The organism is Brevibacterium sp. UCMA 11754 (assembly GCF_021532275.1).
In the GTDB taxonomy this organism is placed as follows: domain Bacteria; phylum Actinomycetota; class Actinomycetes; order Actinomycetales; family Brevibacteriaceae; genus Brevibacterium.
In genome coordinates this window covers 187,643-203,104 of the sequence record NZ_JACBOT010000001.1, presented here as the reverse complement: position 1 = coordinate 203,104, position 15,462 = coordinate 187,643, and the positions used below count along the sequence as shown (strand labels likewise).

The window sequence follows — 15,462 nt, the reverse complement described above, 5'->3', positions numbered from 1 at the left end:
ACCAAACTTTCATATCTGTTGTGAACTGCATGTGAGGCTCGTCATAGCTTAGATTGATGCAGGTCACATTACGCGCTTGTGCGCACTGATCGCGTTCTGCTCATTCTGCTCACTCGGTGGTACGGGACTGGAACGTCGCGAGGGCATCCGGTCTCAGCGGTGTTTCTGGTACTTCGTAGTCCTGTACTGCGTCGTCGGCATTGAGGTAGCTAGGCTGGGACCATGAACGACACTGCCCCCAGCGCCCCCGTGGCCAAGAAGATCCCCCATCAGCGCACCCATCACGGCCACACCTTCGTCGACAACTACGAATGGATGCGCGAGAAGGAGTCCCCGGAGGTCATCGCCCACCTCGAAGCCGAGAATGAGTGGACGAGTACGCAGACATCCGGGCTCGAGCCACTGCGCGAATCGATCTTCACCGAGATCAAGACCCGTATCAAGGAGACCGACATGTCGGTGCCGACCAGACGCGGGAACTACTGGTATTTCTCCCGGACGAAGGCCGGGCTCGACTACGGGATCAGCGTTCGCGTGCCCATCGCGGACGTCGATGACTGGACTCCTCCCGAGGTCGGCGAGGAGGCGCTCCTCGGCGAAGAGGTCATCTTCGACTCGAACATCGCCGCCGAAGGCCAGGAGTTCTTCTCGCTGGGCACCTTCTCGCTGACCGACGACGGCAGGTATCTGCTCTTCGGCGTGGACAACTCCGGCGACGAGCGGTACACACTGAGACTGCGCGACCTGAGCACGGGCGAGGATCTGCCCGACACCGTCGACGGCACATTCGCCGGAGCCTCGATCGACCCCACCGGCCGCTACGTCTTCTACACCACTGTCGACGAGGCTTGGCGACCGGAGAAGGTCTGGCGTCACAGTGTCGGCACCGACAGCAGCGACGATGTCTGCATCTTCCATGAGCCCGACGAGCGCTTCTTCGTCGGCTCGGGATTCTCCCGCTCCGGCAGATACATGTTCATCGTCACCGGGTCCAAGACCACCACAGGCTTCTGGTCGCTTGAAGCCGATGACCTCGAATCCGCACCGCAGGTCGTCTGGCCCCGCGTCGACGGGGTCGAATACTCTGTGGAGCACGCGATCATCGCCGGTGAGGATCGCTTCCTCATCACGCACAACCAGGAGCGCGAGGACTTCGACATCGTCGATGTGCCAGTCTCCGATCCAGCCGGTACGGCACGCGAAAGCGTCGACGCCGCCGACGAACCGGACACGATCGCAGAGCCTGCCGACATCGGCCGACCGGTGCTGGCAGATGTCGAGGGTCTGCGCATCGAAGACGTCGACGCTTTCGAGGACTTCGTCGTCATCAGCTACCGCCGAGGCGGTTTCGCCCGCGTCGGCATCGTTGAGCTCGCGCCCGAAGGCTCCGGAGCCGCAGTCAGCAACGCTGGTTCCGGAGCCGGCAGCACTTCCGAAGCCGGGGCCGCATCACCCTACGGTCCGCTGCAGGAGCTCCCGTTCGACCGCGAAACAGGAACCCTCGGATTCGCCGGCAATCCAGAGTTCACACAGACGAGCATCCGACTGCTCTTCACCTCCATGTCCACGCCCGCTGTGATCTATCAGCACAGCGTGGCAGACGGCACTGACACGGTCCTCAAGCGCCAGCCCGTCCTCGGCTCGGTCGACCTCGACCGCTACAGCGAATCCCTCGTCTGGGCCAGTGCCGAGGACGGAACTCAGGTTCCGATCTCTCTGGTCTATCGCACCGACCTCATCGCGCTTGCCAATGACACCACCACCTCGGCGAGTGAAACCGAAGGCCACGAAGCAGCCCCCGTCGAGCCTGCACCTCTGGTGCTCTACGGGTACGGCTCCTATGAGATGAGCATGGACCCGTACTTCTCCGTGTCCCGGCTCTCCCTGCTCGACCGCGGGGTCGTCTTCGCCATCGCCCACGTGCGCGGCGGCGGTGAGATGGGCCGCCATTGGTACGACCAGGGCAAGACCACGACGAAGAAGAACACCTTCACTGACTTCATCGCCGCCGGACGCCACCTCGTCGCCGAGGGGTGGACGAGCCCGGACAGGCTCGTCGCGACCGGGGGATCGGCCGGAGGGCTGCTGATGGGAGCGGTGACGAACATGGCATCGGATCTCTTCGCCGGGGTCAGCGCCCATGTGCCCTTCGTCGACGCACTGACCTCGATCCTCATGCCCGAACTTCCGCTGACTGTCATCGAATGGGAGGAGTGGGGAGACCCGCTCCACGACCAGGACGTCTATGAGTACATGCGCTCCTATTCTCCCTACGAGAACGTCGCCGAGGTGGCCCATCCGAAGATCTTGGCCGTGACCTCGCTCAACGACACCCGAGTCCTCTACGTCGAACCCGCCAAATGGGTCGCCCGACTGCGTGAGGTCGGTGCCGATGCGCTGCTCAAGACCGAAATGGTCGCCGGTCACGGTGGTGCGTCGGGACGTTACGACTCCTGGAAGGAAACCGCCTTCGACTTCGCGTGGATCCTTGATGTGCTGGGTCGATCGGACGTCGACATCGATGCCTGATCCTCTGGCGCGGCGTCCCTGCGGGGACGCCGCACCAGGACGCTTGGGTGGCGGATGTGCGGCGCCAGGGGACGTTTGTCGCGACAGATAACAATACCGGGACGATTGTCTCCAAAACCTTGTTTTGGTCGGTCGTGTCAGCGGCGCCCAATAGAGTGGTTGTCATCACAGTCGCACCCCTGACCGACTGCGGAATCAGAATGAACTGAGCTGCATCGGTGCGTGGGTCGTCTGCAGTTCCACGTGCGGCCCACCGATGGGTCCGACCGGGAACAAGTGACAGGGTTCGTTCCGGTTCCGCGCAGGTGGACCGGTTTTTTCAAAGGGGAGAAGAATGCGTCTCAGGCATCTGGCCACAGCGATTGTGGCGGTGAGTTCGGTTATTGCGGTGTCAGCATGTTCGGGCGGAGACGGCTCCAGCGGTGGCGGGGAGGGCGGCGATTCCTACTCGATCGGCATCTCCCAGCTCGTTCAGCACCCGGCGCTTGACGCGGCCAGCGCAGGATTCAAGAAGTCCTTCGAAGATGCCGACGTCACCGTCGAATGGGACGAACAGAACGCTCAGGGCGAGCAGGCCAACGCGACTTCGATCGCGCAGACATTCGCCAACGAAGACCTCGACCTCGTCCTCGCAGTGGCGACCCCCGCAGCACAGGCAGCCGCACAGGCAATCACCAACGTTCCTGTGCTCTTCACCGCCGTCACCGACGCCCAAGAAGCAGGCCTCGTGAAGTCCGACGATGCACCGGGAGCCAACGTCACCGGCACCTCCGACCTCAACCCGGTCGCCGAACAGCTCCAACTGGTCAAGGATCTCAAGCCTGATGCCAAGACCGTCGGCATCGTCTACAGCTCCGGCGAGGTCAACTCGGAGGTGCAGGTGGAACTCGCGAAGAAGGCCGCGAAGGACATGGGCGTCGAGATCAAGGAAGCCACGATCGCCAACTCGAGTGAGCTGGCGCAGGCAGTGGACTCCCTCGGCAAGGTCGACGCCTACTATGTTCCGACCGACAACAACGTCGTCTCCGCCGTCACGACCATGGTCCAGGCGGCTGAGAAGAACAAGGCGCTCCTCGTCGGTTCTGAAGCGGGCCAGGTGGAACAAGGTGCGGCGATCACTCGCGGCATCGACTACACGAAGCTGGGCGAACAGACCGGCAAAATGGCGCTGAAGATCCTCCAGGATGGTGAGAAGCCAGCCGACATGCCAGTCGAAACCAGCTCCGACCTCGAGCTCGTCGTCAACCCGAAGGCCGCCAAGGCCCAGGGTGTTGAGATCCCGAAGAAGCTCATCGACGAAGCCGACAAGGTCATCGACTGATCGACCCCCGTCGCCGGCCGGGACACGGGACCGGTCGGCGACACCTACCCCCGCCACACATCACCACCTGATCGGAAACACATGTTCGGAGCACTGGAACTCGGGCTCATCTACGGAGCGATGGCGCTCGGGGTCTACCTGACCTTCAAGGTTCTCAACTTCCCCGACCTCACCGTCGACGGAAGCTTCACCACGGGTGGTGCCACCGCAGCCTCCTTGATCATCGCCGGGGTCAACCCCTTCCTGGCGACCCTGGCAGCCATCGGCGCAGGACTCATCGCCGGCTACATCACCGGACTCCTCCACACCAAGGGCGGCATCGACGGCCTGCTCGCCGGAATCCTGACGATGATCGGACTGTGGTCGATCAACCTGCGGATCATGGGCAAGGCGAATCTCCCGCTCCTGCGAGAAGACACCGTGTTCACCCCGCTGCGGGAGAACATGTGGCTAGGCACCTGGGTCTCCATCGCAGTGCTCCTCATCTTCACCCTGATTCTGAAATTCGCCATCGACTGGTTCCTCACCACCGACCTGGGCTTGGCAATCCAGGCCAACGGCAACAACCGACAGATGATCCGCAGCCTCGGCGTGAACACCGACAACACGACGATGCTCACCCTGGCCCTGTCCAACGGCTTCGTCGCACTCTGCGGCGCGCTCATCGCCCAATACCAGGGATTCTCCGACATCAGCATGGGCATCGGCCTCATCCTCGTCGGACTCGCCTCGGTCATCCTGGGGCAGGCAGTCTTCGGCAGCCGCAACATCTTCATGGCCAGCCTCGGAGCTCTCATGGGATCGGTCATCTACCGCCTCATCATCTTCCTGGCGCTGCGTGCCGGCCTCGACACCAACGACATGAAGCTGACAACCGCACTGCTCGTGGTGGTCGCACTGCTGCTGCCCAGGTGGGGATTCCTCAAGCGAGTACCGTCGCTGAGATCGCGCGGCAACCGAGCCGCGTCAGGAGCTGCGGCAGCCGACGATCCTGCGAACGAGGCGGGTGCCCAAGTGCCCGCCGGCACAGTCGACGTCCCCGTCGGCACCACAGACGTCCCCGCGGGGACGTCTGCGAGGACCGCAGGAACCACTGCAGCGTCAGATCCGAAGGAGGACTGAGTCACATGCTGAAGATCGACACCATCTCGAAGACCTTCTTCCCCGGCACCGTCAATGAACGCAAGGCCCTGCAGAATCTGTCGCTCGAGCTCGAAGAATCCGATTTCGTCACCGTCATCGGCTCCAACGGCGCAGGAAAATCGACACTGCTCAACACGATCTCGGGCCGACTGCCCATCGACTCCGGATCGATCACGATCGACGGCGCCGAGGTGTCCCGGATGCCCGAATACAAACGGGCCAAATATCTGGGCCGGGTATTCCAGGACCCGATGGCCGGCACCGCACCTGACCTCACGATCGAACAGAACCTGTCTCTGGCACTCAAGCGCGGAAAAGCACGTGGGCTGGGACGAGGAACCACCTCGGCGAGGCGGGACCTGTTCAGCGATGAGCTTGCCACTTTGGAACTCGGCCTGGAGAACCGGTTGAAGACCAAAGTGGGCCTGCTCTCCGGCGGACAGCGCCAGGCGCTGAGCCTGCTCATGGCCGGATTCACCCAGCCTCGCATCTTGCTCCTCGACGAACACACGGCGGCACTCGACCCCCAGCGTGCGGCACTCGTGACGGACCTGACGCAGAAGATCGTGTCGAATGACGGGCTGACCACGCTCATGGTCACGCACAACATGGAACAGGCGATCGCGCTGGGCAACCGACTCATCATGATGCACGAAGGCGAGATCATCTACCAGGCCTCGGCCGAAGAGAAGAAGACGCTGACGGTGAAGACTCTGCTGGGCGAGTTCTCCAAACTCAAGGGCGCAACACTGGGGGACCGGGCGCTGCTGAACTGATCTGCCGCCGGTCACCGTCGAGTGATGAATTCCCCGATGTCAGCTGAGACCTCGTCGGGATATTCGCCGGTGACGGCGTGTGAGGCGTCCTCATAGACATGCACCGCACCAGCACCCAGGGTTCGCCTTGCCGTCGCCGAGGCAGTTTCCGGGTCATGCATGACCGAGCGTCCCGCAATGATCGCGAGCACCGGCATCGTTAGGTCGGACAGCTGACCCTCGGCGATCCGGGATGGCTGGGGCTTCTTCATGGCGTAATGATGCATCCCGGACTCGATCATGTCGGCTACCGGGACATCCTCGACCTTGATGCCGCCGGCGGTATATGAATTGAACGCATCCCGTCCGGCCTTGGGCATCCACGGAGTGCCTATCAGCATGTCCTGGACGCCATGGTCGAATCGGTCGGAGAAGCTGTTGCCTACGCCGAGGTGGCCGAGAGACCGAGGGTCTATGTGCGATCCATCGTCGCCCATTTCGTCAGCCATCGCAGTCACTCCCGACTGAGCGTCGAAGCGCTGATCCACGGTGGGGCAAGAACTGACAGTTCCGCAAGGTGGAAGCCGGTGGCTGCGCTCCTCAAGTCGGCACGCGAAGCGCGCGGAGTGAAGGGGCTGTCCGATTCGCGGACTGCTGCACTCATCATCGGCGGTGCCATCGACGCTGTCGTCGGCGAGGCACTTGAGGACCCGGGGTACGACGCCGTGGCCGCGAGCGAGGAGATCGTGGATCTCGTCGAGCAGCGTTTCCTCACCGACTGACCCGGGGCAGTGCGAACCTTCGTACGATTGCGTGCGGTGCCGCAGCAACATGGCAGGATTCCTTTGAGAAGCTCTCAGGAAACTGTTAAGGTCCGAAGCTATGGCACAGACGGGTATTTTCGGGGCAGACCTCTGTGCCCGGACCCTTTCTGCCACACGCACAGCACCCCATCCCACTGGCGGTTTCGCCAATGATTCCTGGGAACGCGCAGCAATCGGGTGGTGCGGTTCAGAGCCTTAGGTCACACTGGCAACTTTCGATCATCAGTTTCCTCGACGATTGAGAAAGGGCCATCGCTGCATGTCCGATGACTCCACACCAGACACATCCAGACCCACGGGAACCGACGCTGATACTACGGGAACCGACACCACGGGAACCGACACCTCGGCAACAGCTGCCGACACCTCGGCGACCACCGCGCCGACCCTCGGTTCTGACGGTTCCGGCTCCCTTCGCCCCGAGCGCAAGGCCTCCCGCGAGAAGCTCAAGGCCGATGCCCGACGAGTGAGCCGCGAGACGGGGAAGGGCTTGGGCAAACTGGACTACAGTCGCCCCAGACATCCTGCCGAGAATGCGCCGGAGATCAACACCCAGTACCCGCACAACACCCACCCGATCCTGGTCCCGGGAATCGCGATCGACGAACAGCGTCGCCACTACTCCCTCGACAAGATCATCTTCGCCGTCGCCGGCACACTCACAGTTGCCTTCGTGATCTGGGGAATCGCCAGTCCCTCAAGCGTCTCCACGGTGGCCACAGCCGCCTATAACTGGTCGACGTTGAACGTCGGCTGGTTCTTCAACCTCGTGGCGATCATCGTTCTCGTCGCGCTGATCATTCTCGCGTTCTCCCCCTACGGCAAGATTCCGCTGGGCAAGGACGATGAGAAGGCCGAGTTCAGCACCTTCTCGTGGGTGGCGATGCTCTTCGCCGCCGGCATCGGGATCGGCGTGCTCTTCTTCGGACCATCGGAGCCGCTCACCTACTTCGTGTCCCCGCCGCCGATGACGAACGCTCCCGAAACCACCGAGGCACTGCACGGCGCCATGGCCCAGACATACTTCCACTGGGGCTTCCATGCGTGGGCAATGTACGCTCTCGTCGGCGGGGCGATCGCCTATGCTGCCTACCGGCGCGGTCGCTCCCTGCTTCTGTCCTCGATCTTCCAGACGCTCTTCGGCAAGCGCCACACCGAAGGCCTCGCAGGAAAGCTCGTCGACATCTTCGCGATCGTGGCGACCCTGTTCGGCACCGCCGCGGCATTGGGCATCGCTGCGATGCAGATCGGCTCCGGCGTCAGCATCGTCAGCGGCGTCGGTGAGATGACGAACAACATGCTCGTCGTCATCATCTGCGTCCTCACCGTCGGCTTCATCATCTCCGCGGTCTCCGGTGTCTCTAAGGGCATCCGTTACCTGTCGAGCATCAACATCATCCTCACCGTAGGAATCGTGGGCCTCGTGCTCTTCCTCGGACCGACACTGTTCCTGCTCAACCTTCTCCCCTCGGCGCTCATGGAATACTTCGGTTCGCTCTTCGACATGATGGGCAAGTCACTGTCCTGGGGCGGCGAAACCCAAGAATTCCAGTCCGTGTGGACCGTCTACTACTGGGCCTGGTGGATCTCCTGGTCCCCGTTCGTCGGCACGTTCATCGCCCGCATCTCACGAGGACGCAGCATTCGGCAGTTCATCCTGGGCACAATCTTCATTCCCTCGACCCTGCTCTTCGTGGCCTACGGCATCATGGGCGGAACGTCGATCTGGATGTACCGGGAAGGCGCGGCCGGATTCACCGACAGCATGGCCGCCCCCGAGGTGTTCTTCACCCTCATCGACAATCTGCCCTTCGTCGAGTGGCTGCCCTTCGTTGCGATCGTCGTACTCGCCATCTTCTTCATCACATCTGCGGACTCCGCTTCGATCGTGATGGGAATGCTCACGAGTCGCGGCGACCAGGAACCCAGGAAATGGGTTGTGGTCTTCTGGGGTCTCGTGATGTCCGGCATCGCCGTGGTCATGCTGCTGCTGGGAAATGCCAATGCACTGGAAGGTCTGCAGCAGCTCGTCATCGTCACCGCAGTGCCGTTCGCCGTCATCATGCTGTTCATCATCATTGCCTGGTTCAAAGAACTGCGCACCGACCCGCTGGCACTGAGGCGACAGTACGCGCAGAACGCTGTGGACAATGCGGTGGTCGAAGGTGCCGACCGATTCGGTGACGACTTCGCTTTCCAGGTCGTGCAGACCGAACCGGGCGACGGCGCCAACGGCGGCATCGACTCCGAGCATGGGGACTACACCGATTGGTACCAGCGCACCAATGCCGACGGTGAGCCGGTCGGCTACGACTACGAAACCGGACAGTGGGCCGATGGGTGGACCCCCGAGGAGGAGGGGAGCGAAGACCCCGACACCACCTCGGCGAGTTCAGACGCTGAGGGCCAATCGGAATCCCGTGTGACCGAGTGAGGTGTCCGGTGTCGCGGCCGAGCGTGCCGAGGTCCGGTACCTGCGGCAATACGAGTCATGGCACATATAGGACCCGCCACGCAGCACCGGGCGCTGGTCGTGTGCACTGAAGTGACTGCTCGTCCACTCCCATACGTTTCCGGTCGTGTTGTGCAGACCGAAGCCGTTGGGAGGAAACGCGTCGGCGGGAACGGTGCCGACCGGCGCCGTCGGTCCGTTGGGGAAGACCCCGGCGAAGGTGTTCATGCGGGCCACGCCGTCGGGTTCGCGCACCGAACCCCAGGGATAGGGCTTCTGCTCAAGGCCGCCGCGGGAGGCGAACTCCCACTCGGCTTCGGTCGGCAGTCGGGCACCCACCCACTGCGCATACGCCTCGGCGTCGGTGTGGGAGACATGGGTGACCGGATGCCTGGCCCATTGTTCGAGACTCGAGCCGTCGAGACTCGAGCCCGGAATACCAGCCACGCCAGCCACACCGGTCGGCCCGGGTCCGCCGGGGTGGAGCCAGGTGGCCCCTGTGACCTGACGCCACCAGGGGGTAGCCTGCACAGAGGGAGAGGTCTCGGCCAGCCCTTCGGCCACCAGGCCTGTGAAAACCAAGGAGTCACCATGAGTTTCAGCATCAGTGCGATGACCCGTCGCTGCAACGAACGCGGCGAATTCTACGACCGTGACGGTCGTCGCACCGATGGCGAAACCCTCGACGCCGACTTCGCGGACCGGGCCTTCACCGTCCTCGGGATAGGCCAGCGGGTCCTCGCTGCCCATGAGGAGTGTGCCGCCGCTGAGGCCGATCATCGCCAGATTCCGCGGGGCCAGAGCCGCGAGTTCGGTCAGCAGCTGCCGATCGGGAGTGGGCACGGTGGGCGATTCCCGGCTCGACGTTCGCACCTCGGCGGGGGATTCTTCTTCCTCAACACCCACCTCGGCGGACCCAGGACTGCCCTGGCTCGCTCCGACGGGCGAGTTCCGTGCCGGGCCACAGCATGAGGCCAATGTCGCCACCTTCAATCCATATCTAAGAACCGGTTTCGCAAGAATCTGTTCCATCTGACACACCTGCGCAGGTCTTCAACGCAGCTGACTTCGCAGATCATGCTTTCACAAGCAGACCATACGTTTTTGAGAAAGGACGTGACCAAGCATATGCAACCGCCGAACATCGTAGTGATCCAGGCCGACCAGATGGCCGCACAGGCACTGGGTGCCTACGGAGACACCGCCGCACTCACCCCGAACATGGACTCCCTGGCCGAGGACGGAGCGGTCTTCGATCGCGCCTACTGCAACACTCCGCTGTGCTCACCCTCGCGGGCGTCGATGATGACCGGTCGGATGCCCTCCGACATCGACTGCCTCGACAACGGCGACGACTTCGCCGCCTCGGTGCCGACGTTCGCCCACCGCCTGCGCAAGCTCGGATACCACACCGCGCTCATCGGACGGATGCACTTCATCGGCCCCGATCAGCACCACGGATTCGAAGAGCGCCTGACCACCGACGTCTACCCGGCCGACCTCGACATGGTTCCCGACTGGCAGCGTCCCCTCGACCAGAAGCTCCAGTGGTATCACGAGGCCGATCCGGTGTTCACCGCCGGTGCTGCGAAGGCGAACGTCCAGCAGGACTTCGATGACGAGGTGATCTTCCGGACCCTGCGTCACCTCAACGGACGGGTGCGCGCCAACCAGGCGGCCGGTGAGAACCAGCCGTTCCTCATGGTCACCTCGTTCATCCACCCGCACGACCCGTACGAGCCGCCGCGGGAGAACTGGGACAGATTCGCCGAGGTGGACATCCCGGACCCAGCCCACCCCGAGGTCCCCGACATCGCCGAGGACCCGCACAGCCACCGGCTGCGCACGATGAGCGGGCTGGAAAAGCGAGAACCGGGAACCGAGGACATCCGTCGGGCCCGCCGCGCCTACTATGCGTCGGTGAGCTACATCGACGATCACATCGGCAAGATCCGCCAGCGTCTGCGCGAGCTCGACCTCGAAGACAACACGGTCATCATCGTCACCAGCGACCATGGAGACATGCTGGGGGAGAAGGGGCTGTGGTACAAGATGTCCCCGTACGAGCAGTCCTCCCGTGTCCCGATCATCATCAACGGCCCCGCCGAGGCGGTCACGCCAGGTCGGTATGCCAACCCCGTCAGCCTCGTCGACCTGATGCCGACTCTGCTGGACCTGGCAGGAACCTCGGACCCCGATGCGACAGGTGTCTCTCTGCTCGAGTCGGCTCGGCGGGAAGCCGCAGGAGAGACGGAACCTGCCGATCGTGACGTCATCATCGAGTACTTCGCCGAGGGCACATACCGACCGCAGGTGACGCTCATCCGCGGACAGTACAAGCTGACTATCTGCCCGGGAGATCCGGAACTGCTCTTCGACCTCGAAACGGATCCGGACGAGCTGGTCAACCGTGCCGGCGACGCCGGATATGCGGAGCTCGTGGCCACGATGCGAGCCGAGCTCGATTCGCGCTACGACCTCGAACATCTTGAGGAGCATGTGCTGGGCAGTCAGTCGAGCCGCCAGCTCGTCGCCGATGCGCTCAAGATCGGCACGGTCCGGCACTGGGACTACGATCCGGAACCCGAGAACGGCTACGTCCGCGGCGACTTCTGGACCGCGTTCAGGTTCGGAAAGATCCCCGACACCACCGTCTGAGGCGAGGCGCAAGCGCCCCGCGGGGGCCTGAGCCTCACGCTCCAGCCGTGACGTTTCATCGAGCGCAGATCGCAGCGTCGAGAGCAGACTGTATACCCTCTGCCCTCGACGCTGCGGTCGTCTTTCGGTGAGATCGAGACGAGGGAGTAGCGGATCCCCGGCTCGAGCCGACCCCCACCTCGGCAGGAATAATTCACTCAGGATTGGGCGAGTTGCAGGTCACACTCTCAGACTCCGGTGGCATCATCTGGAGTAGGAGGGATGTCATGACCAATTTCGAGTGGACATCTGAAGTCCCGCTCGCCGCCGAGACAACCTATCTGTGGCACGCACAGCCCGGAGCACTGACTCGGCTGTCCCCGCACTGGGCCCAAGAGATCGTCGAGGAGAGCTACCCTCCGCTCGCGCCCGGGTCGGTGGCTCAGGTCAAGACCAGTCTGCCCGGCAGCTACGGCCTCGTCCGACGACCATTCAGTTCGGTGCATTCCGAGGGCCCCTCCCGGTTCTCGTTCGTCGATGAGCTCAAGAAGGGCCCACTGAGCCAGTGGAAGCACACCCACGAATTCTCCTCGGTCGCCGGGGGAACCAAGATCGACGACCACATCGAGTTCTCGATGGCACCGGCGGGCTTCGACTCGATCGACCGCAGCCTCATCCACAACTTGGAAGCGACTTTCGAAGCCAGACAACAGCGCATGCTCATGGACATCGAGTTCCTCGAACGCATGCACGCACCACTGCTGTCGCGCAAGAAGGGCAAACGCATCCTCATCGCCGGCGGCAGCGGACTCGTCGGCCGGCAGGTCGCTGCACTCTTCTCCACGGCAGGACATTTCGTGCGTCTGCTCGTGCGTCGCACTCCGAAGGCCGAATACGAATCTCACTGGAATCCCGGACTGGGAATCATCAACCCACGCGACCTGGCCTGGGCGGATGCGGTCGTCCACCTCGGCGGGCGCACCATCGCCACCCGGTTCACGAAGAAGGCGAAGGAGGAGATCCGCTCCTCACGCATCGACTCGACGACCCTGCTGGCGGAGACGATGCGCACCCTGCCCGAGGCGAAACGACCCGAAGTCTTCGTCTGCGCCTCCGCCGTCGGGATCTACGGATCCCAGGCTGAAGCGCCGGTGGACGAGACCGCTCCGGCCGGGGACGGATTCCTCGCCGAGGTGTGCCAGGAATGGGAAGCCGCAGCCGCACGGGTCGAAGAGCTGGGCATCCGCCGGGTCTCGATCCGATCTGGCATTGCGCTGACCTCACTGAGCGGATTCCTCAGACTCCAGACACCTCTGTACTTGGCCGGGGCCGGAGGGCGATTGGGCAGCGGTGAACAGGGCCTGGCCTGGGTCTCCCTCGACGATCTGGCCAGATCCTATGTCCATGCGGTGCTCACCGACTATGTCCGCGGACCCGTCAACGCGGTGGCCCCGGACATGATCTCGCAGCAGGAGTTCGCCGAGGCGCTCGCCGCCCACCTGCACCGCCCGGCCCGCATCGCGACGCCCGGTTTCGTCACCGAGTTGGTACTCGGGGCCGACGGAGCCAAGGAGCTCGCCCTGGCCGACCAGAAGGTGCGTCCGGAGAAGCTGGAAGAGACCGGATACCAGTTCGCCCACCCCACGCTGTCCGACTGCCTCGAGGAGGAACTCGGCAGCGGAGCGTGAAGTGGGCGAAGGGTTTCAGAGACGCTTTCCGGCGATCTCGGCACCGGCGGTCAGCGACTGCAGCTTCGCAATGGCGATCTCAGGGTGGACGCGTCCGCCCAGGCCACAGTCCGTCGAGGCCATGACATTGTCGGGACCGACGAGCTTCGCGAAGCGTTCGATGCGATCGGCGACGAGTTCGGGATGCTCGACGACATTCGTGGAGTGGGAGACGATGCCCGGGATGATGTACTTGCCCTCGGGCAGCTTCATGTCCTCCCAGATCCGCCATTCGTGTTCGTGGCGGACGTTGGCAGCCTCGAAGGTGATGCCAGCGGCATTGAGCGTGAGCACCTGGTCGACGATCTCCTTGAACGGCAGGTCCGTCACGTGGGGACCGTGCCAGGAACCCCAGCAGGTGTGGACGCGCACCTGAGCCGGATCGATGCCGCGCAGTGCGTGGTTGAGTGCATCGATGCGGACCTGGATGAAGGACCGGTAGTCGGCGAAGGAGGGTTCCGGGTTGATCTGGTCGAAGTTCTCGGCCAGGGAAGGATCGTCGATCTGGACGGTCAGACCCGCCTCGGTGATGGCGAGGTATTCCTCACGCAGCACATCGGCCCACGCCCAGATGAACTCCTCATCGGTCTTGTAGTACTCATTGGCGATGCGCGAAGCCGAGCCGGGGGACAGGGCGTTGATGTAGCCGTCGCGTTCACCGTACCCGGCGGCTGCGAGACCGGCCTTGAGGTTGGCGATGTCGCTGGCGACCTGGTCCTGGCCCACGTAGCTGATGGCGCTGGTGGCCTTGGGGAACTGCGGCTGGTCACCTGTGTCGGTGCCGGCGTTGGCATCGCCGTAGACGCCGGGGAAGAGATTGCGGTCGCGGCGGTCGCCGAAGCTGGTCAGCACCGTCCTACCCGGCTCTGAGCGCACGGCCGGTGCATCCCACTTGTCGACATTGTCGAGTTCGAGTCCGCCGGTGCGGGCGAAGGAGTAGTGCCACCAGGCGCCGTAGTCGAATTCTGCGGCCATCGAATGGCCGTACTCCCCGTCGTTGGGGTTCGAGATGCCGAGATCCTTCTGGCGCTTGACGAGGTCGGCCACGCTGGCGGCGAGGAGCTCATCGAATTCCTGCGTCTGAGCCTCGGAGACGGTTTCACCGGCGAGGCGAGCGTGGTTCTGGGCCTGCTTGACCTTGTTGGCTTCGATGAGTTCGGGGGTGCGGGGTAAGGATCCTGCGTGCGAGGTGCGGATCGTGGCCATAGGTGACTCCTCTGGTTGTTCGGCGGCAGTTGCGCCGTGGCGTTCTCCCTCAGGCAATCACATAAGCGGCCCCGCATGCGAGGGGGTTGTCATGTTGGGTCACGTGCTGTGGCGTTCACCTGCTGAAAAGAATGCGGTCCCCGCCCTTGCAGACCTACAGTGATGACATGAGTCAGCAGGCTTCCTCGGGAGGATACGAACGGGCAGTCGGTCCAGGGTGGACGGCGCGAATCCTCTTCTGGGCCGCCATAGCCGTCGGCTCATTGCCGGAATTCGTGCTGATGCCGATGATGATCGATGGAGTGCGCCCGGACATCTTCACCCTGTATCCGGCCGTGACCGTCGTGGTCGCGATCCTCGAACTCATCCTCGGCGTCGTCGCGCTGCTCATCGTGAAAGCCAGTCCGATGACGATGCGACTGTTCGGGATGGGACTGCTCATCTTCATCAGCATCTACGCATTCGCCTTGCCTCACCTGCTGCCGATCATCGTGAACCGTGTTGTCAGCAGCGTCGATCTCGCGATGAACATCCAGAGCATCATCTGGACCTTCCACGGCGGCGTGGTGCTGGCCGGAATGCTCATCGCCTGGAACCTCGCGCGCAACAGAGCCTGGTGGACGCACCTCGTCGCCGCCGGCTTTGCGATGTGCACGGGACTCGTCGTCGCCTTCGTCGAATGGGCGATGAACTCGCTCGGTTCCTCGTTCGCGACGTCAATGGTCCTCACCCAGTTGGTCCTGCTGGGAGTGTCATTCGGTGGCCTCGTGCTCCTGCACCTGCTCGGCCGAGTGGCCAGCGGACCATCGGATCGCTATGCCGAGGCCAGTGCCCGCTCGATCGCCGAGGGGACCACCGAGCGTTGAGG

At 63.4% G+C, this 15,462-nt stretch carries 12 protein-coding genes; 9 read left to right on the top strand and 3 right to left on the bottom strand.

What is annotated here, in order from left to right; all coding sequences use genetic code 11:
- Positions 1–222: 222 nt before the first annotated feature.
- The 4 genes from HX613_RS00880 to HX613_RS00865 all read left to right on the top strand — a co-directional run bounded on the left by HX613_RS00880 (position 223) and on the right by HX613_RS00865 (position 5,769).
- Entirely contained in the window at positions 223–2,529 is a 2,307-nt protein-coding gene (locus HX613_RS00880; protein WP_235343590.1) for a S9 family peptidase, read from the top strand.
- Positions 2,530–2,863: 334 nt separating this feature from the next.
- A complete protein-coding gene (locus HX613_RS00875) occupies positions 2,864–3,850 on the top strand; it encodes an ABC transporter substrate-binding protein (RefSeq protein WP_235343589.1) in 987 nt (328 codons plus the stop codon).
- An 81-nt stretch (positions 3,851–3,931) separates the two neighbouring features.
- On the top strand, positions 3,932–4,972 hold the full coding sequence (locus tag HX613_RS00870) for an ABC transporter permease (protein WP_235343588.1): 1,041 nt from the start codon (positions 3,932–3,934) through the stop codon (positions 4,970–4,972).
- 5 nt (positions 4,973–4,977) lie between these two features.
- Positions 4,978–5,769 carry an ABC transporter ATP-binding protein gene (locus HX613_RS00865; RefSeq protein WP_235343587.1) on the top strand — a complete coding sequence of 264 codons (792 nt, stop codon included), beginning with the start codon at positions 4,978–4,980 and terminating at the stop codon, positions 5,767–5,769.
- A gap of 11 nt (positions 5,770–5,780) precedes the next feature.
- Here the strand turns inward: HX613_RS00865 and HX613_RS00860 are convergent, their stop codons facing one another.
- Positions 5,781–6,149 carry an alpha/beta fold hydrolase gene (locus HX613_RS00860; RefSeq protein WP_235343586.1) on the bottom strand — a complete coding sequence of 123 codons (369 nt, stop codon included), beginning with the start codon at positions 6,147–6,149 and terminating at the stop codon, positions 5,781–5,783.
- Between the two features lie 12 nt (positions 6,150–6,161).
- Here HX613_RS00860 and HX613_RS00855 point away from each other — a divergent pair, with 12 nt between their 5' ends.
- Both HX613_RS00855 and HX613_RS00850 read left to right on the top strand, forming a co-directional pair.
- A complete protein-coding gene (locus HX613_RS00855; RefSeq protein WP_235343585.1) occupies positions 6,162–6,530 on the top strand; it encodes a hypothetical protein in 369 nt (122 codons plus the stop codon).
- Between the two features lie 301 nt (positions 6,531–6,831).
- Complete coding sequence (locus HX613_RS00850) at positions 6,832–9,006, top strand: BCCT family transporter (RefSeq protein WP_235343584.1); 2,175 nt, start codon at positions 6,832–6,834, stop codon at positions 9,004–9,006.
- On the opposite strand, the gene HX613_RS00845 is transcribed toward HX613_RS00850, so the two are convergent.
- Positions 8,965–10,002, bottom strand: coding sequence for a formylglycine-generating enzyme family protein (locus HX613_RS00845; protein WP_442862579.1), 1,038 nt, complete (start codon positions 10,000–10,002; stop codon positions 8,965–8,967). The genes HX613_RS00850 and HX613_RS00845 overlap by 42 nt on opposite strands.
- 138 nt (positions 10,003–10,140) lie before the next feature.
- Here HX613_RS00845 and betC point away from each other — a divergent pair, with 138 nt between their 5' ends.
- The gene (gene betC / locus HX613_RS00840; RefSeq protein ID WP_235343582.1) at positions 10,141–11,682 is read left to right on the top strand and encodes a choline-sulfatase; all 1,542 of its coding nucleotides are present in this window, start codon (positions 10,141–10,143) and stop codon (positions 11,680–11,682) included.
- A 266-nt stretch (positions 11,683–11,948) separates the two neighbouring features.
- Positions 11,949–13,349: a TIGR01777 family oxidoreductase gene (locus tag HX613_RS00835; protein ID WP_235343581.1), complete on the top strand. Its 1,401-nt coding sequence runs from the start codon at positions 11,949–11,951 to the stop codon at positions 13,347–13,349.
- 15 nt (positions 13,350–13,364) lie between these two features.
- On the opposite strand, the gene HX613_RS00830 is transcribed toward HX613_RS00835, so the two are convergent.
- Complete coding sequence (locus HX613_RS00830; protein ID WP_235343580.1) at positions 13,365–14,594, bottom strand: cobalamin-independent methionine synthase II family protein; 1,230 nt, start codon at positions 14,592–14,594, stop codon at positions 13,365–13,367.
- 167 nt (positions 14,595–14,761) lie between these two features.
- Between HX613_RS00830 and HX613_RS00825 the strand changes: the two genes are divergently transcribed.
- Positions 14,762–15,460 carry a hypothetical protein gene (locus HX613_RS00825; RefSeq protein WP_235343579.1) on the top strand — a complete coding sequence of 233 codons (699 nt, stop codon included), beginning with the start codon at positions 14,762–14,764 and terminating at the stop codon, positions 15,458–15,460.
- Positions 15,461–15,462: the final 2 nt, after the last annotated feature.